The 17,465-nt window shown below is 63.4% G+C and carries 15 protein-coding genes and 1 tRNA gene; 10 read left to right on the top strand and 6 right to left on the bottom strand.

Annotation, left to right across the window (positions count from 1 at the left end; all coding sequences use genetic code 11):
* Window positions 1-4: 4 nt before the first annotated feature.
* Window positions 5-1,636, bottom strand: a complete 1,632-nt coding sequence (fliF, locus tag MF606_RS16175; protein WP_338084380.1) for a flagellar basal-body MS-ring/collar protein FliF — start codon at window positions 1,634-1,636, stop codon at window positions 5-7.
* A 159-nt stretch (window positions 1,637-1,795) separates the two neighbouring features.
* On the opposite strand from fliF, the gene MF606_RS16170 reads away from it, so the two are divergent.
* Entirely contained in the window at window positions 1,796-2,413 is a 618-nt protein-coding gene (locus MF606_RS16170; RefSeq protein ID WP_240230372.1) for a glutathione S-transferase family protein, read from the top strand.
* A 306-nt stretch (window positions 2,414-2,719) separates the two neighbouring features.
* On the opposite strand, the gene sciP is transcribed toward MF606_RS16170, so the two are convergent.
* The 3 genes from sciP to MF606_RS16155 form a co-directional block, all read right to left on the bottom strand.
* Window positions 2,720-2,998: a CtrA inhibitor SciP gene (gene sciP, locus MF606_RS16165; protein ID WP_035102845.1), complete on the bottom strand. Its 279-nt coding sequence runs from the start codon at window positions 2,996-2,998 to the stop codon at window positions 2,720-2,722.
* A gap of 273 nt (window positions 2,999-3,271) precedes the next feature.
* Window positions 3,272-3,955 carry a flagellar hook assembly protein FlgD gene (locus MF606_RS16160; RefSeq protein ID WP_240230371.1) on the bottom strand — a complete coding sequence of 228 codons (684 nt, stop codon included), beginning with the start codon at window positions 3,953-3,955 and terminating at the stop codon, window positions 3,272-3,274.
* Window positions 3,956-3,964: 9 nt separating this feature from the next.
* Window positions 3,965-5,488 carry a flagellar hook-length control protein FliK gene (locus MF606_RS16155; protein WP_240230370.1) on the bottom strand — a complete coding sequence of 508 codons (1,524 nt, stop codon included), beginning with the start codon at window positions 5,486-5,488 and terminating at the stop codon, window positions 3,965-3,967.
* A 249-nt stretch (window positions 5,489-5,737) separates the two neighbouring features.
* On the opposite strand from MF606_RS16155, the gene mnmA reads away from it, so the two are divergent.
* Window positions 5,738-6,889 carry a tRNA 2-thiouridine(34) synthase MnmA gene (gene mnmA, locus MF606_RS16150; RefSeq protein WP_338084379.1) on the top strand — a complete coding sequence of 384 codons (1,152 nt, stop codon included), beginning with the start codon at window positions 5,738-5,740 and terminating at the stop codon, window positions 6,887-6,889.
* Here mnmA and MF606_RS16145 read toward each other — a convergent pair.
* A complete protein-coding gene (locus MF606_RS16145) occupies window positions 6,886-7,077 on the bottom strand; it encodes a hypothetical protein (protein ID WP_240230369.1) in 192 nt (63 codons plus the stop codon). The genes mnmA and MF606_RS16145 overlap by 4 nt on opposite strands.
* 109 nt (window positions 7,078-7,186) lie before the next feature.
* Between MF606_RS16145 and MF606_RS16140 the strand changes: the two genes are divergently transcribed.
* Both MF606_RS16140 and MF606_RS16135 read left to right on the top strand, forming a co-directional pair.
* Window positions 7,187-7,741 carry an RNA polymerase sigma factor gene (locus MF606_RS16140; protein ID WP_240233869.1) on the top strand — a complete coding sequence of 185 codons (555 nt, stop codon included), beginning with the start codon at window positions 7,187-7,189 and terminating at the stop codon, window positions 7,739-7,741.
* A 215-nt stretch (window positions 7,742-7,956) separates the two neighbouring features.
* Window positions 7,957-9,906 carry a vWA domain-containing protein gene (locus tag MF606_RS16135; RefSeq protein ID WP_240230368.1) on the top strand — a complete coding sequence of 650 codons (1,950 nt, stop codon included), beginning with the start codon at window positions 7,957-7,959 and terminating at the stop codon, window positions 9,904-9,906.
* Between the two features lie 154 nt (window positions 9,907-10,060).
* On the opposite strand, the gene MF606_RS16130 is transcribed toward MF606_RS16135, so the two are convergent.
* Window positions 10,061-11,011 carry a ring-cleaving dioxygenase gene (locus MF606_RS16130; RefSeq protein ID WP_240230367.1) on the bottom strand — a complete coding sequence of 317 codons (951 nt, stop codon included), beginning with the start codon at window positions 11,009-11,011 and terminating at the stop codon, window positions 10,061-10,063.
* Between the two features lie 261 nt (window positions 11,012-11,272).
* On the opposite strand from MF606_RS16130, the gene MF606_RS16125 reads away from it, so the two are divergent.
* The 6 genes from MF606_RS16125 (at window position 11,273) to MF606_RS16100 (ending at window position 17,245) form a co-directional block, all read left to right on the top strand.
* Complete coding sequence (locus tag MF606_RS16125) at window positions 11,273-12,118, top strand: phytanoyl-CoA dioxygenase family protein (protein WP_240230366.1); 846 nt, start codon at window positions 11,273-11,275, stop codon at window positions 12,116-12,118.
* Window positions 12,115-12,978 carry a helix-turn-helix domain-containing protein gene (locus MF606_RS16120; RefSeq protein ID WP_240230365.1) on the top strand — a complete coding sequence of 288 codons (864 nt, stop codon included), beginning with the start codon at window positions 12,115-12,117 and terminating at the stop codon, window positions 12,976-12,978. The genes MF606_RS16125 and MF606_RS16120 overlap by 4 nt, the downstream gene beginning before the upstream one ends.
* Window positions 12,975-14,252 carry an ABC transporter substrate-binding protein gene (locus tag MF606_RS16115; protein ID WP_240230364.1) on the top strand — a complete coding sequence of 426 codons (1,278 nt, stop codon included), beginning with the start codon at window positions 12,975-12,977 and terminating at the stop codon, window positions 14,250-14,252. The genes MF606_RS16120 and MF606_RS16115 overlap by 4 nt, the downstream gene beginning before the upstream one ends.
* A 141-nt stretch (window positions 14,253-14,393) precedes the next feature.
* The gene (locus MF606_RS16110) at window positions 14,394-15,629 is read left to right on the top strand and encodes a putative DNA modification/repair radical SAM protein (RefSeq protein WP_240230363.1); all 1,236 of its coding nucleotides are present in this window, start codon (window positions 14,394-14,396) and stop codon (window positions 15,627-15,629) included.
* On the top strand, window positions 15,629-17,086 hold the full coding sequence (locus tag MF606_RS16105; RefSeq protein ID WP_240230362.1) for a UdgX family uracil-DNA binding protein: 1,458 nt from the start codon (window positions 15,629-15,631) through the stop codon (window positions 17,084-17,086). The genes MF606_RS16110 and MF606_RS16105 overlap by 1 nt, the downstream gene beginning before the upstream one ends.
* Before the next feature lie 82 nt (window positions 17,087-17,168).
* Window positions 17,169-17,245: transfer RNA gene (locus MF606_RS16100), tRNA-Met, on the top strand.
* Window positions 17,246-17,465: the final 220 nt, after the last annotated feature.

Here is a 17,465-nt window from a genome sequence, read left to right as displayed (position 1 = left end):
GCGGTTATGCTGCACTACCCAGCCAGTCGCGCACGATCAGTGCGGCCTGGCGGGGATTTTCTTCGACGAGGGTACCGACGGTCTTGAGCGTCTGGAGCTGGGTTTCGCCCATCGACTTGGCGTTGGCCACCCAGGCGGGTGTCTTGTCGCGGGGTGTCTCGGGCTCCTCGGTGACGACTTGGCCATTGGCGCCCAGGACGCCGTGGTGACCAAGCTCGGCCGCCGACGGCAGAGCCAGCGGTTTGGTTTCGGGGGTCAACACCTTCTTGAGCAGCGGGCGCATGACGAAGAACACGAGGGCCAGGGCGATGAGCAGGGTCACTGCCATTTCGGCGCCATTCATGATGTCGTCACGGGTGAAATCGAGCAGACCGGCCGCCGCATCGGTGCCCGGCACAGCGAGTTCCGGACGCTCGGCGAACTGCATGTTGACCACTTCGACGCTGTCGCCGCGGGCTTCCGAGTATCCCACGGCCGAACGGACGAGGGTCAGGATTTGCGCGATTTCGTCGGCGGTGCGCGGCGTGTAGGTCGAGGCGCCGGCAGGGTCCGTCGCGTAGACGCCATCGACGACAACGGCGACCGACAGCCGCTTGATGGCGCCGGCCTCGGTGACGGCGGTCTGGGTGGTCTTGGAAATCTCGTAGTTGATGACTTCCTGGCTCGACGTGCCCTGATCGGTGGCGCCAGCCGTGCCGGCATCCTGCGACGCGCCGGGCAGCTCGTTGGCGACCGTGACCTGGCCGTTGGCGCCCGAGGTGATGTTCTCGCTCTCGGTGGTCTGGGTCGAGCGGACGACCTGGCTTTCGGGGTCGAAGGTTTCCTGCGTCGTCGTCGAGCGGTTGAAGTCGATTTCGGCGCTGACTTCGACACGGGCACGACCGGCGCCGACGATATTGGCGAGCATGTCCTCGACGCGGGTGCGCAGACGGTTTTCGAAGCCCAGCGTACGCTCCGCGGCTTCGCCGGACATGGCGCCCTGGGTTTCGTCGCCAGTGCCCGACGCCAGCAGATTGCCCTGATCGTCGACGATCGACACGCGGGTCGGGGTGAGGCCCTCGATGGCTGAGGCGACCAGGTGCTGGATGGCGCGGATTTCGCCTGAGGCCAGCTCGCCGCGAACCGACAGCACGATGGAGGCGGAGGGGTCCTTGCGCTCACGGCGGAACAATTCGCGTTCTGGCAGGACGAGATGCACGCGGGCCGACTTGATGCGGGTCAGCGAGGCGATGGTGCGGGCCAGTTCGCCTTCCAGGGCGCGAACATTGTTGATGTTCTGCACGAAGCTGGTGGCGCCCAGAGTCGACTGCTCGTCGAAGATCTCGTAGCCGACCTGGCCGCGCTGAGGCAGGCCTGAACCGGCGAGCTGCATGCGAAGGGTGGTGATCTGGTCGCGCGGCACCAGAATCGTGTCACCTTCGCCGCGCAACTCATAGGGAACGTTGAGCGTCTGCAGTTCGGTCACAATGGCCGACGAGTCTTCGAGAGAAAGGCCGGTATAGAGCGGTGAGAGATTGGGCGTTTGCGCCCGCATGACCAGGAAACCGAAGAAGCCGAGCATAAGCACAGCCACGGTCGCCATGGCGGCCAACCGGGGCAGGCCTATGCGATTGATCAGCTGGGTAAAGTTGTCCACGCCGGCACTCGATTCGAAAAAGGTCCTGCGACGCAAACGCGTGAGACGACCGCTAGGCAAAAGTTACCTAGCGGATGGTAAACATTGTCTTAACTCCCAGTCGCAGTTTGCAAATTCCCGGCAGAAAGTGCCGGGCAGAATGAAGGAAAGGTTATCGCGATGCTGAAGGTTCTGGGACGGGTGACGTCCATCAACGTGCGCAAGGTGCTGTGGGCGCTGGATGAGCTGGGTCTCGCCTATGAACGCGAGGACTGGGGCTTGCCGCTGCGCGATCCCAAAGTGCCGGAGTTTCTGGCGCTCAACCCCAATGGACAGGTGCCGGTTCTGGTCGAGGGCGAGTTCGTGCTGTGGGAGAGCAACGCCATCCTGATCTACCTGGCGGAGCGGGAAGGGCGGCTGCTGCCGGCGCAACTGGAGTTGCGGGCGGTGGCGCTGCAATGGCTGGGTTGGCAGGCCAGCGAGCTCAATCCGCCCTGGGGCTATGCAGTCAACGCGCTGATCCGCAAGACGCCGGGCTATGACGATCCCACCAAGGTCGCCGATTCGATCGCCAGGTGGTCGGCGAAGATGGACCTGCTCGAAGCGCAATTGGCGCGCACTGGGGCGTTCGTGGCGGGTGGGGAGTTCACCATTGCCGATATCGCCGTGGCGCTTTCGGTGCATCGGTGGATGGCAATTCCCGCCGAGAAGAAGGCGTTCGCAGCAGTGGCGGACTATTACGAACGGCTGATGAGCCGGGAAGCGGGCGCGCGGTGGATGGGGCCGGAGACGCCCTGAGCCGTTAGTCGGTAGTTTGTCGTGGATAGGGGTTGAGATCCGCCCATCTTCCCGCGGACTTGATCCGCTTCATTCTCAACACGGCACAAGCGGCGAAAGGCCCCCGGATCAAGTCCGGGGGAGGCGGCTGTGGGTGGGGGCGGAACCGCTCGGGAAAGCGAAGAGAAACACAAAGCCCGCCAGCTTGCGCCGGCGGGCTTTGAAAATCGTGCCTGATCCCATCAGACCGGCCTTTCGCAAGGCTCAAGGTGTTCGTGGCTCAAGTCGCTCCACTGGAGCGATCTGTCGGGCTTCGCCCGCCGCCCCTCACCCCTCTCGGTAGTGCTGGATCCAGGTGGTCCGCAGGCCAGCAAGGCCATGCTTGTCGATGGCGGCCTGCCAGTTGAGGAATTCATCGACGCTGAGTGTATAGCGGTCGCAGGCCTCTTCAAGGCTGAGCAATCCGCCGCGCACTGCTGCGACGACTTCGGCTTTACGGCGGATGACCCACCTCCGCGTATTAGCGGGGGGCAGATCTGCAATCGTGAGCGGACTACCGTCCGGTCCGATAACGTACTTAACGCGAGGACGCATTTGTACGGTCATTTTACTCTCTACTCAACCTGACCATATGAGGAAGAGAGTAGGCCAACGGCCTTAAAATTCGACTAAGGGGAAACTTACAACAGGTTAAGAATGGTCTTGGATTTCAAGGAATTGAATCGAAGACTTGCCGGCATGAAAACAGGGCGTGCGGCTTGCAATATCCGGGGCAATGGTTGCAGCGGAAACCGGAATCCATGTGGGCTACCCCACATCAATGGGTAGCCGGTCGCGGCAGGGATTCCGGTTTGTACGGGATTAACCCCCGCGATTGGCTTAGGTTTCGCTCTTGGGCTTGGTCACATCGGGAATGCGCACGTCGGTGACGTCGGTGATTGCGACGCGGCGGGTGCCGATGGTGAGGACGGGTACGTCGCCGGTGAAATCGACCGCGGTGACGACGCCGATCGAGGCGGTGCTGATCTTCACGGCCTTGCCATTGGCATCGGCGCCCTGGATGTCGATCGTGTAGACGCCGTTGGGCTGGGTGTTGCCATCGGTGCCCTTGCCATCCCAGACGAAGGTTCCGGCGCCGGCGCTGATCGGACCGGTCTTGGAATAGACTACCTGACCATTGGCATTCTTGATGCTGATGGTGGCGTTGGCGGCGTTGGCGTTGGCGTCATAGGCCCAGTAAACCGGCTCCGAATTGGTCAATTCGCCGGTCTTGCCCGACGATGTCACTTCCTTGCCGATATAGGAGACGGCGTCGGACTTGGCGGTGTTCTGGCCGGCCAGCATCAGCGTTTCCAGAAACTCGTTGGTCTTGAGCTGCTGCTCGACGCCGGTGAACTGCACCAGTTGCTGGGTGAACTGGTTGGTATCGAGCGGATCGAGCGGATTCTGGTTCTTGAGCTGCGTGGTCAGGATGTTGAGGAAGGTGTCGAAATTGTCGGCAATGGTCTGCCGCGACGTCGCCGTCTTGTTGTTGCTGGACCCTGAAACGCCATCGACTGCCATCAGATACTCCTACGCGATGATGTTGACGCCGCTGGCCGTCAGGCTGCCGCGGTAAAGGTTGACGGTAGGCAAGGGGGCCTCGTCGGCTTCGGCGGTGACCTCGCCGCCAAACAGTGGCGTGCGGCCATTACCATCCTGGCCCTGCTGGTTACCGCCCGGATTTTGCTTGAGCGAGAATTCGAGATTGGTCTTGGCGCCATCGAGGCCAGCCTGCTGCAGGGCCTTTTCCAGGCCGCGCTGGTCGCGCTGCATCAGGTCGAGCGTTTCGGCCTTTTCGACCGTCAGGCGGGCATTGACCTGGCCGGAGGCGTCGATGTCGAGCTTGACGTCGATGCGACCCAGTTCGGGCGGATCGAGCCGCATCTGGAAGCGGGTATTGCCATCGTTGACCTGGCGGACCAGCTCGAAGGCAAGCTGAGGCAGATTGAGCTGTTGCTGGCTGGTCTGGTAGCCGGCCTGGACCACGCGCGGTGCCGCGGCGGCATCGACACGCGAAATCTGCTGGGGCGTTTGGCCGGCCGATTGCTGATCGGGCAGTTTGTCGACCGTGGAGGCGATCGTCACGGCTGCCTTGGTGTCGGCGGGCTTCTTGTCGTCGGATTTGGAGTCGCCGGATGTATCGGCGCTGGCATCCTTGTTGGTGTCGACGGCCACGACCGGGGTGGACGTTGGGGCGTCGGCGGTTTCGGCCGCAGCGGCCGGCTCGGCGGGCCTGCCGCTCAGCACCGGTTCGGTGAGCTTGAGGGCAGGCGCCGCGAGCGCTGGGGCGGTGGCCGCCGGATCGACCGGCGCGGCCGGGGTCAGCAGCTTGGTGATCGCAGCCTGTAGATCGGCGTCGATATTGGTTTCGGCATCGAGGCCAAGCGCGGCCAGTTTTTCGGGATCGAGATCACCGGCATTGAGCGATTGCAACAGCGCGGCCAATTTGTCGCCGACGGATTTGGCGAGGGTAGAAAGTTCGACATCGGCAGTGACCTCGCCGCCCACCAGCGATTGCGCTACGGGTGCCAGGGCCTTGGTCAGCTGATCCTGAAAGCTGGCGCCTTCGGGGAGGTCTGCCGTGGCAAGGGCGGCCAGTTCGTCGACCGAGGGCAGTTTGGTGAGGTCGATATCGAGGGCCTCGCCGAGCGATTGCAGCATCGCGTCGAGGCGCTTGAGCGCTTCGGGGTCCAGCGGCTCGCCGGCATCGAGCCGGGCCTTGAGGTCGACCAGGCCATCGATGAGGTCGCCGAGCGCGGGCGTGGTCTCGGCCTGGAAGGGCAGGATGGCATCGATCGGCGCGGCGATGGCTTCCGGATCGGCGGTTTCTTGGTCGTCTTCGCCGGTCAAGCCAGCGCCAAAGGCCAGGCTCAGCAAGTTGCCCAGGCCCAGGCTAGCCTCGGTGCTGGCCTTGGCATTGTCCTGCTGGGATGGTGCGCCCAAAAACGCGGCGAAAGCGCCGTTCGCGTCAGCCTCACCATTGGCCTGCGCGCTGATGGCACGGGCCGCGGGGGCGCCGGCGGCATTGGGGATAATGAGCAGATGTGATGCCACGTAAGCGGCCTCGCGAAAATGAGACTAATCCGCCAATGGTGATGCAAGGGCCCTGCCAACTTGGCGTCATCGGTAGAAATGCAGCGATTTCAAAGGATTGGTCGGCTCACGCGCTGGCCTGCCGGCCGGCATGGAATGACGAGGCGGCAAATCCTGCCGGGCAAATGTTGCGGGCTGGGCGCGAAAGGCGTATGAGCCCGAACTCGAAATTCGTCCGCTGGCCCTTGAACCCAACCGGATACCAGAAAGATGCTGAACTCGCTTGATATCGCCAAGCGTCCCGAAGACACGCGCGTCGTCGTCGCGATGTCGGGGGGCGTGGATTCTTCGGTCGTCGCGGGCCTCCTTGCCCGCCAGGGCTACGACGTCGTTGGCGTCACTCTCCAGCTTTATGATCACGGCGAAGCCACCCATCGCAAAGGTGCCTGCTGCGCCGGGCAGGATATTCATGACGCGCGCCGTGTCGCAGCGACGCTGGGCATTCCCCACTACGTGCTGGACTATGAAGAGCGCTTCAAGCGCTCGGTCATCGCACCCTTCGCCAATGCCTATCAGCAGGGCGAAACGCCGGTGCCGTGCATTGCCTGCAATCAGTCGGTAAAGTTTGTCGACCTGATGGAGGTGGCGCGCGACCTCGGCGCCGACGTGCTGGCGACCGGGCACTATGTGCAGTCGCGGCTAGGCGAGGATGGTCGGCGGCAGCTGTTCCGCCCGGTCGATGCGGAGCGGGACCAGACCTATTTCCTGTTCGCGACCACGCAGGAGCAGCTCGATTATCTCCGCTTCCCGCTGGGCGGCATGGGCAAGGCCGAGGTGCGCGAGCTGGCCCGTGAGATGGGACTCGAAATCGCCGAGAAGCACGATAGCCAGGACATCTGCTTCGTGCCGCAGGGCAAGTATGCCGATATCATCCGCAAGATGCATCCCGAGGCGGTGGCGCAGGGCGAAATCGTGCATCTCGACGGCCGCGTACTCGGCACGCATGAGGGGATCGTCAATTACACGATCGGCCAGCGCAAGGGCCTCGGTGTTGCCGCTGGCGAGCCGCTTTATGTGATCAAGCTCGAGCACAAGACCGGGCGGGTGATCGTGGGGCCGCGCGAGGCGCTGAAGACCCACACCGTGCGGCTGCGCGACGTGAACTGGTTGGGCGACCGGCCGCTGGCCGAGCTCTCGGCCGGCAATGGCGCGCCGCTTGAGGTCAAGGTGCGCTCGACGCGCGGCCCGCAGCCGGCGGTTATCCAGGAGCGCGATGGCAGCGTGTTTGTAACGCTGGTCTCGGGCGAGTACGGGATCTCACCGGGCCAGGCCTGCGTATTCTACGCCGACGATACCGCAACCTCGGAAGTCTGGGGCGGCGGGTTTATCGCCGAAGCTGTGCCGGCGGTGTTTGCGGCTTAGTTGGCTGCGGGCGCCGCCGGGTCGGTTGAGGCCTTGGCGGCGGTTGAGGCGTCCTTGAGCTGCTGGTAAGACGACAGCCCGCCCATGGCGGTCGAAATGCCGATGAGAACCAGAAGTGCGCCCAGGATCAGCAACACCACGCGACCGCGGTTCAGTGCGAAGGGGTTCGGCTTGGGTTCATCGTCCATCGGATCGGCCTTTGAAAAAATCTGCGGACAGCACCCAAGGAGTGGGGGCGCGGCGGCGTCTTACCATTAGAGTGACTGCCAAAGTAAGGCATGAGTGCATGCTCCAGTGATGGGACTGACTGCCGCAGCACCGATCGACCCAGCGAACGCAATGACGCGGGCGCTGGTCGTTCGTGCACAAAACGGCGATGCCGAAGCCTTTGGCGAACTGATCGAGGACCACTATGACCTCATCTATCGCACGGCCTGGAAATGGTGCGGCAACCGCAGTGACGCCGAGGACATCGCGCAGGATGTGTGCGTGAAACTGGGTAGCGTCATCGCCAGCTTCGACGGCCGCTCGGCTTTCTCGAGCTGGGTCTATCGCATCACGCTCAATGCGGTGCGCGATATGCAACGCGCCGGTAAGCGTCGGGGCAAGTATGCCGACGCCTATGCGGAAGTGACCCCCGAGGATCAGCCGGCCGAGCAGGAAGAAGCGGCGACGAGCCGGCAGCTCTGGGCGGCGGTGCGGGAACTGCCTGAAAAGCAGCGCGACGCGGTGCTGCTGGTTTATGCGGAGGAATTGAGCCATGCGGCGGCGGCCGAAATCATGGGCATCAAGGAGGCCACGGTCTCCTTCCATGTCCACGAGGCGCGCAAGACCCTGAGGGGGCTGCTATGAGCGATGATATGCAAGACGATCCGTTCAACAAGCTGAAAGGTGCTACGGCGCCTGACCCGCGCGCGGAAGCGAGAAAGCGGGCGCTTGCGGCTGGCATGGCGGCCTTCGAGGCGGCAAAAATCGAGGTCGAAAAAAAATCTGTCGTGGCACCCCAAGGAAATATTTGGGGCCAGCGTCTCACGTCCATCATCACTTCCTTGAAAGGGAAATCGATCATGGACATGCGTATCCCAATCGGCACGGCCGCTTTCGCACTCTTGATCCTGCCGCTCGGCTACCAGCTCTATACGACCACGTCGATGACCCCGACCCACACCCCGGCGGTCAGCACCCGCCCCGCACCGGTCGAGCCGGTCGCGGTGGAGGCCGCTCCAACTCGGCCGCAGGCGCCGATCGCTCCTGCGCCGGCTCCCGCTGAAGTTGCCGAGTCGCTGGCGGCGGAAACCGAGGCCGATGCTGCCACGGCGCCCGAGCCGATGACCAAGGACGAACGCTCGCGCAGTACCGCCGCTGCGTCCAACGTTGCCGATGATGCGCTGGCCCGCCAGCAGTTTGGGGCTCAGCCTGCTCCGGGGCCAACGATGGAGATGAGTGCGGCGCCGACGACCATCGCGCCGAACGGCGGGATGACGACCGACTCCTACTATCTCGAGCAGCCGGCATCGGCCGCGCCGCTTGATCCGTCGGGTGACGAGTTTACCGATTTCGATGAGCAGCCGCTCAAAGTGACGGCGACCGATCCGGTTTCGACCTTCTCGATCGACGTCGACACCGCCAGCTATTCCTATGTCCGGCGGATGCTGGAAGATGGTTACATCCCCGAACCCGATGCGGTGCGCATCGAGGAGATGATCAACTACTTCCCCTATGATTATGCCGCTGCCGACAGCGCCCAGGCGCCGTTCAAGCCGACCATGGCGGTCTATCCGACGCCTTGGAACGCCAAGACGCAGCTGCTGCATATCGGTATCAAGGGCTATGTGCCCCCGGTTACCGAGGACAAGGCGAGCAATCTGGTGTTCCTGATCGACACGTCGGGATCGATGGACGAGCCGGACAAGCTGCCGCTGCTGAAGCGTGCTTTTGGCCTCTTGGTCGACCAGCTCTCGGCCAATGATACGGTATCGATCGTGGTCTATGCCGGATCGGCCGGCGTGGTGCTGGAGCCGACCGCGGCGACGGACAAGGCCAAAATCCTGACGGCGCTCGACAATCTGGCGGCCGGCGGCAGCACGGCAGGCGCAGAGGGGATCGAGCTGGCCTACCGGCTGGCCGAGCAGGCCAGGGTGGCCAATGGGACCAACCGCGTGATCCTGGCCACCGATGGCGACTTCAATGTTGGCATCGAGGACCTCGAGGAACTCGAAACCTTCATCAAGGGCAAGCGCGACAGCGGCGTGACGCTCTCCGTGCTCGGCTTCGGCCAGGGCAATCTGGGCGACGACACGATGCAGGCGCTGGCCCAGAACGGCAACGGCAACGCCGCCTATATCTCGAACTTCCGCGAGGCCCAGAAGGTGCTGGTGGAAGAGGGCGGCTCGACGCTCGAAATGATCGCCAAGGATGTGAAAATCCAGGTCGAGTTCAACCCGGCCGTGGTGGCTGAATACCGCCTCATCGGCTACGAGACCCGGGCGCTTAACCGCGAGGACTTCAACAACGACGCGGTCGATGCCGGCGATATCGGTGCCGGTCATACGGTGACGGCGATCTATGAGATTACCCCGGTCGGTTCTGGCGCCGAGCTTGTCGATCCGCTGCGCTACGGCCAGACTGCCGAGGCGGCTGCTTCTGACGGCGGTGAGATCGCCTTCCTCAAGATGCGCTACAAGCTGCCCGAGAGCGATGTCAGCCAGCTCATCGAGCAGCCAGTGACATCCGACGTGGTCTATGGCGATATTGGTGCGGTGAGCGACGACATGCGGTTTGCCGCTGCCGTGGCCGCCTTCGGGCAGAAGCTCAAGGACAGCAATTACGGCACCGCCATGAAGTGGACGGAAATCGCCGACCTTGCGCGTTCGGGCCGTGGCGAGGACGAAAGCGGCTATCGCGCCGAGTTCATCCAGCTGATCAAGACTGCGGCGATGCTGGAGCCGGATGCCAAGGCGCCAGCGCCGGATATCGACGTCACGGTGCCCATGGTCGAAGGGACGCCCGCGCAGTAGTAGCGGGTTGCCACGGATCCATCGCATTCACAACCGCTTCCCCCGGACTTGATCCGGGGGTCTCTCATTGTGCAGCAGGTGTTGCCAGTGACCCGCGGATCAAGTCCGGAGGAAGCGATTGTGGGTGGGGCTCATCCAGCTCCACCCACGCATTTCAAACCAGCGGTTTCAGCCCGGCTTCGATGCTGGCGCGGCGGCCTTCAAGGAAGGGCGGCAGGGCCAGGCTTTCGCCCAGGGTTTCCATCGGCTCGTCGGCGGCGAAGCCGGGGACGTCGGTGGCGATCTCGAACAGGATGCCATTGGGCTCGCGGAAGTAGAGCGAGGTGAAGTAGAAGCGCTCGACTTCTCCGCTCGAGCGAATGCCCGCCTGGGTCACCCGTTCGATCCATTGGCGCAGGCTATCCTGGTCCGGTGTGCGGAAGGCGACGTGGTGCACGCCACCGGCTCCTGGCCGGGCCATGGGCAGGCTCGGGTCGACCGCCACGTGGATTTCAGCGCCCGGGCCACCGGGGCCCATTTCGAACACGTGGGTTTCCGGGGTGTGGCTGGTGGTCGGGTATTCCCGAACCTTGCGCATGTTCATTACCTGGGTCAGCACGGCTTCGGTGCGGTCGAGACGCGGCACCGACAGGGTGATGGGGCCAAGGCCGATGATCTGCCGATCCGCGGGTACGGGCGACCTGGCCCAGGGCACCACCTTGTTTGCGCTGTCGATGACCATGCGGAAGCGCTGACCTTCGAAATCCTCGAAGTCGAGCGAAAGCTGGCCATTGCGTTCCTTGATGGCACTGGTTCCGACATTGTGGTTCTGCAGGTGGTTCTTCCACCAGTTCAGGCTGTCCTCGCTATCGACACGCAGGCCGGTGCGGCCAACCGTGTGGTTGCCACGGCTTTCGCGCGGGGCGTCGAAATCGAAGAACGTCAGGTCGGCGCCGGGCGAGGCCACGCCGTCGCCATAGAACAGGTGATAGGCCGTGGTGTCGTCCTGGTTGACGGTCTTCTTGATCAGCCGCATGCCCAGGGTCTGGGTATAGAATGCGAGGTTCTTCTTCGCTTCTGCGGTAACCGCGGTGAGGTGATGGATGCCTCCGAGTTCGAGTGTCATGGTGTGTCTCCTGATTGGCGCGAGGTATCGCGCTCCGTTGATCAAGATGTAGTCGATGGCCCTTGGTTTGTGCAGCGCGACAATTCCAACAGACTGGTGTCGATTTTCGAACGATCGGCCCGACCCTGACTGGCGATCAAGGTGCACTATGCGCGAATCGTGCACAACTCTGCCGCCTTCGTAGCCTTGGTTTTGCGGGATATTTGAACCAACATCCATGCCAGTGACGCGACAATGACGCGGACAGGGATGGGCGGAACGATGCTGCAATTCGACCAGGAACAGGGTGGGACCTATCAGGAGGGGCTCTATGATCCGCAGGCGGTGGCGCCGCGCGTCGAGATCGCCGAAGCGCTGACCGAGGCGTCGCGGAGCCACTACCGCCAGCATGGTTGGCTCTCGGTCACCGGCCTGCTGGATGCGCGCGAACTGGACGATGCCAAGAATGCGATCGACGACCTGATCTATGGCCGCGTGCCGGTGTTTTCAGGTGTGTCCTATGAGAAGAGCTATCAGGATAGCGTCGAGCAGATGAGCGCGCAGGAGCGCTATGATGCGGTGCGCAAGCTCTACGATTTCGTGCCGTATGAGGATCGGCTGGCGCAGATCGCGCTGGGCGAGCGGATCGGCGCGATCTGCCGGCACCTGCTCGATCGCGACGTGCGACTGTTCCAGGACATGGCGCTGCTGAAGCCCCCGCATGGCGGGCGCGAAAAGCCCTGGCATCAGGACCACGCCTTTTTCGACTATCCGCTGGGCACCCGCATTGTCGGGGTGTGGATCGCGGTGGACGAGGCGACCATTGCCAATGGCTGCATGCAGGTGCTCGATGGCGGCCACCTGGCCGGGCCGATGCACCATTTCCGCCGGCGGGACTGGCAAATCTGCGACACCGACATGGCCGGCCAGCGCTCGGTGGCGTTTCCGCTCCGGCCAGGCGACGGCATGTTCTTCGACGGGCTGCTTCCGCATGGCACGCCGTCGAACAATTCGGGGCAGCGGCGGCGAGCCCTGCAGTTTCACTACATGGACCAGCAGGCTCGACCCAGCGACCCGGCCGAACGCCTGGCGATTTTTGGCGGCGAGGGGGCCGGCGCAACCTGTTGAACCCCGCCATTTCCGATGAAGCAGGTTCGGATGTCCCGGGCGTCGTGTTGCGGGCGCCGGTGGGGCGCATGCTGTGCGACCCATCCTGGAGCTTCACCTCGGATGCGTCCAAAAAGGACAATTACCGGATCTGGTTCATCTGGGCCGGCGAGGGGGACTTGCTGACGCCGGCGGGTGAGCGGATTGCGCTGGTGCCGGGCATGATCTGTGTGATGCGGCCCGATGGCGTCTATCAGGCCAGCCACAACCCGGCCAACCGGCTGGGGGTGACGTTTCTCAACTATAGCTATGCCGGTTCGGACGCGCCACTGCCGCCGGTCTGGTGCTGGACGCCCGACTTCCTGTTCATCGACGCGGTGACGCGCAAGATCGTGCAATTGCATGCAGCGGAGCTGGCGGGCATGGCTGATACCGGCCGGCGCGCGGCGACGCTGCTACGGGCCGTCCTCGACGATCTGCATGCGGCGGCCCGGCAGATGCAGCAATCGGATGCGCCGACGTCGCGCCTCGATCGCGACGTCATTGAACTGGCCAACAAGGTGCTCGAAATGCCGGCCGAACATGACGATATCGCCGAGCTGGCGGACCATGTCTTTCGCAGCCGGTCGCATTTCACCCGCACCTTCCGGCGGTTATTCGGGGTCAGCCCGGCGCGTTTCGTCAAATCGACCAAGCTGCTCAAGGCGCGCGACCTGTTGCAGACCACCTCGATGAGCATCGGCGAGATCTGCTCGCTGCTGGGCTATTCGAGCACGCAGTATTTCTCGCGCCAGTACAAATCCTATTTCGGCACGACGCCGGGAGAGGACCGGCAGCTCGCCCAGATCAATGCTCAAAAGAGCCAGGAGGAGACGAAATGACGATCAATCGCAGGCAATGGCTGCAAGGGGCGGCCGCGCTGATGGGGGCGTCGGTGCTCCCGGGGCTCGCCCATGCGCAGCAGGAGGCGCTCCGCGCCATCTTCTGGGGCGGGCAGGCGCGTGCCGACCGCACATTCGCGGTGTTCGACCTGTTCCAGCAAGCGCGCGGGGAGGCGGCCGTTGCCAGTGAATTCCTCGGGTTCAACGATTACTGGACCAAGGTGGCAACGCAGATGGCGGGCGGCAATGCGCCTGACCTGATCCAGATGGATTATCGCTATATCGTCGAATACGGCCGGCGCGGCGTCTTGGCGCCACTCGACGACTATCTGGGCAACGTGTTGGACCTTGGCGATTTCGACGCCGACCAGGTTGCGGCCGGCAAGGTCGATGGCAAGCTCTATGGCGTGAGCCTGGGGGCAGGCGGCTTCTGTCTTCAGACCAATGTCAGCGCCTTCGAGCGGGCCGGACTGCCGGTTCCGGGCGCCACCACGACCTATGCCGATCTTGCCGGAATGGCGGAGGCCTTCAATGCGGCCAATGGCGAGATGCGGATGCTGCTCGATGCTTCGGGCAGCGAGCCAGCACTGGAAAACTGGCTGCGCCAGCGCGGCAAGGCGCTTTATACGCCCGAGGGTGAGCTGGCTTTCGAGGCTATAGATGCCGCCGAATGGTTCACGCTCTGGGCCGATCTGCGCGACAAGCAGGCTTGCGTCACCGCCGAGACCCAGGCGCTGTCCACCGGCACGATCGATACCAGCATGCTGATCACCGGGCGCGCCGCGACGGGCATTACCGGCGTCAACGAACTCATCGCCTACCAGGCTTTGGCGCAGGACAAGCTCACCGTCACCAATATGCCGCTGGCCGAGGCCGGTGGGGCGGGCGGGCATTATCGCAAGCCCACCATGTTCTGGACGCTGTCGCAGAACTCGACCGCCAAGGACCGTGCGGTGGATCTGGCGAATTTCTTCGTCCGCGACCTGGGGGCGGCCAAGCTGCTGGGTCTCGAGCGTGGCATTCCGTGTTCGGCCGCGTCCCGCGAACACATCGTCGGCGATCTCTCCGACTTGGAGCGCGTCACCATCGACTTCTTCGACAATCTGGGGCCGTTGATGGGCGACATTCCGCCGCCGCCGCCAGCCGCGGCGGGCGAAATCGATCTATCGCTGCTGCGGACACTGAGCCAGGAAATCGGTTTCGGGGCCAAGACGCCGCAGGAAGGCGGCGAGCAATTGGTTGCCGGCGCCAAGGATATTCTCGCCCGCTCATGAGATGACGGCCAGCCGGCGAACTTCGCCGGTTGGTCTCGCGCTTGGCGCTACGTCGATCACAAATCCCGGACACATGTCATTTTGACATGCGCCGAATCCGTGATCTGCGCTATCTGTTCCATGAACATAAAGGGAACAGAAATGACCGCGCTGACCTTGCGTCGTAAGCTGGCGATCCTGTCCGATGCCGCTAAATATGATGCATCCTGTGCCTCCAGCGGTTCGGAAAAACGCAACAGCGCCGGTACGGGCGGCATCGGCTCGACCGAGGGCAGCGGCATTTGCCACTCCTATGCGCCGGACGGGCGCTGCATCAGCCTGCTCAAGATACTGCTGACCAACTTCTGCGTCTACGACTGCATCTATTGCGTCAACCGCTCATCCTCCAACGTCGCCCGGGCGCGGTTCAGCGTCGAGGAGGTGGTGCGGCTGACGCTGGACTTCTACAAGCGCAACTATATCGAAGGGCTGTTCCTATCCTCGGGCATCATCCGGTCGCCGGACTATACGATGGAAGAGCTGGTGCAGGTGGCGCGGTCGCTGCGCGAGGACTACCATTTCGCCGGCTATATCCATCTCAAGATCATCCCCAATGCGGCGCCGGAACTGCTGGCGGAGGCGGGGCGGTGGGCGGATCGGCTTTCGACCAATATCGAGATGCCGACCGATATCGGTCTCCAAGTGCTGGCGCCGGAGAAGAAGCCAAGCGAAATTCGCACCGCCATGGCCCGTGTGCGCGGCAAGCTCGACGAGGCCGAGCCGGACAAGAAGGCGAGAGCCAAGCCGCCCAAGTTCGCTCCGGCGGGCCAATCGACACAGATGATCGTCGGCGCCGACGCGGCCGATGACGGGGCCATCCTCAATCGTGCGGCCGGGCTCTATTCGGGGTACCGGCTGCGCCGGGTCTATTACTCGGCGTTTTCGCCCATTCCCGATGCCAGTTCCCGATTGCCGCTGCGGCCGCCGCCATTGATGCGGGAACATCGGTTGTACCAGGCCGACTGGCTCATTCGCTTCTATGGCTTTGACGTGCCCGAGATCATTGCCGGCGGGCAGGATGGATTGCTCGATCTCAATATCGACCCCAAGCTTGCCTGGGCGCTGAAGAGCCGGGCGCGGTTTCCGGTGGACGTCAACCGGGCCGATCGCGAGATGCTGTTGCGCGTGCCAGGGCTGGGGACGCGCAGCATCGACCGCATTCTTTCCACCCGCCGGCATCATCGCCTGCGGCTCGACGACGTGGCGCGCATTGCCGGTTCGATCGACAAGGTGCGCCCATTCATCGAGGCCGCCGACTGGAATCCCGGCGGGTTGACCGACGATCACCGCCTGCGGGCCCGGCTGACGCCGGAGCCCGAGCAGTTGAGCCTGTTCTAATGCATGTCGTCCGGTTGCAATCGCCTAACGATTTTGCCGAGTGGCGTGGCCATGCTCGGCAATTGCTGGCGGTCGACCTATCCCCCGATGAGGTCGAGTGGCGCATGCAGGATGATGCGAGCGGTCTTCTCGACAGCGTGGAACCGCCAGTAGTGCGGCAGGTTGATCGTCCAGTGGGATTTGTCCCCCGCCAATTCCTCGATCTGGCCGAGCAGGCCATCTGCCACAGCGATCCCGCGCGCTTCGCCGTGCTCTATCGCCTGCTGTGGGACCTGCAGCGCGACAGGCAATTGCTGGCGAATGCGGCGTCAGGTGATACTGGTTCGCTCACCAAGTGGGTGTCGGCGGTGCATCGCGACAGCCACAAGATGAAGGCCTTTGTGCGCTTCAAATCCATCGCCGACGATTCTGGCCTCGAGCGCTATGCCGCCTGGTTCGAGCCCGAGCACTACACGCTGGAGGCGACCGCGCCTTTCTTTGCGCGACGCTTCGATGGCATGATCTGGGCTATCGTCACCCCTTATCGCAGCGCCTATTGGGACGGCGAAAGCCTTGCGTTCGGCCCGGGCGGCCAGCGCTCCGACGTCCCGCTGGACGACGCGGTCGAGGCCGATTGGAAGACGTATTTTTCCTCCATCTTCAATCCGGCCCGGCTCAAGGTTTCGATGATGAAATCGGAAATGCCGGTCAAGTACTGGCGCAACCTGCCGGAGGCCGAGCTCATTGCACCCCTGATCCGAGGCGCCAGACAGATGGAGGCAGAGATGATCGAGCGCACGGCGACGCAACCGCCCTCGCGCCACCTCCGGCAGCAGGCTCGGACGCCGGAAGCTGCTGAAGATTCAGCCGAAATCGCCAGCCTTGCTGAAGCCCGCGTTGCCGTCCAGGATTGCCGGCGCTGCCCGCTTCACCAAAATGCCACGCAGGCGGTGTTCGGCGAAGGGCCCGAGCACGCCGAAGTCATGTTTGTCGGCGAACAGCCTGGCGATCAGGAAGACCTGGCGGGAAAGCCCTTTGTCGGACCGGCCGGCAAGGTGCTCGACGCGGCGGTTGCGAAGGTCGGCATCGACCGCAGTCGCGTCTATGTCACCAATGCGGTCAAGCACTTCAAGTTCGAGCCGCGCGGCAAGCGCCGCATTCACCAGCGGCCCGATGGCGGCGAGGTTCAGGCCTGCAAGTTCTGGCTCAAGCTCGAGATCGGTTTCGTCAAACCCAAGGTCATCGTGGCGCTCGGCGCAACCGCAGCATATAGCCTCTTGGGCAAGGCGGCGACCATCAGCAAGCTGCGCGGCAGCCCGATTACCCTCGACGACGGCACACTGCTCTTCGTCACCAACCATCCGTCCTATCTGCTGCGCATTCCAGATGCGGACGTGAAGGCTCGCGAGCAGGCAAAGTTCGAGGCGGATCTAACGTTGGTGCGCGATGCGATTGCCGGCATGTATGCGCGGCGTTGAAAGAGGCGGGCTAGCGGCTTGACAGGGGGGCGTGCTAAACTTAGTTAGTGCGCGTCGCTCGGGGAACCCGTGCTGACCTTATGGCGGAGTAGCTCAGTTGGTTAGAGCAGCGGAATCATAATCCGTGTGTCCCCAGTTCAAATCTGGGCTTCGCTACCAAATTTAGCTGAATGATTTCAGCGAACTCGTCAAACGGCCGTCTCTCGAAATGAGGGGCGGCCGTGTTGCATTCGGCGCTAGCGTTTCTATCGGTCGCGAAAGGGCCAGTTTCGGCTGCGGCCATTGGTCAGGGCGTCGATCGTACCGAGAACGATGAGTGTTCCGGGAAAGAGCCACATACCGGCGGTCCGCAAGTGTTGCCAAACGCTTTGCCAGCGGA

The organism is Devosia lacusdianchii (genome assembly GCF_022429625.1).
Taxonomy (GTDB): Bacteria; Pseudomonadota; Alphaproteobacteria; order Rhizobiales; family Devosiaceae; genus Devosia; species Devosia lacusdianchii.
The sequence above is the reverse complement of the archived record's forward strand: the minus strand, read 5'-3'. Positions and strand labels throughout refer to the sequence as shown.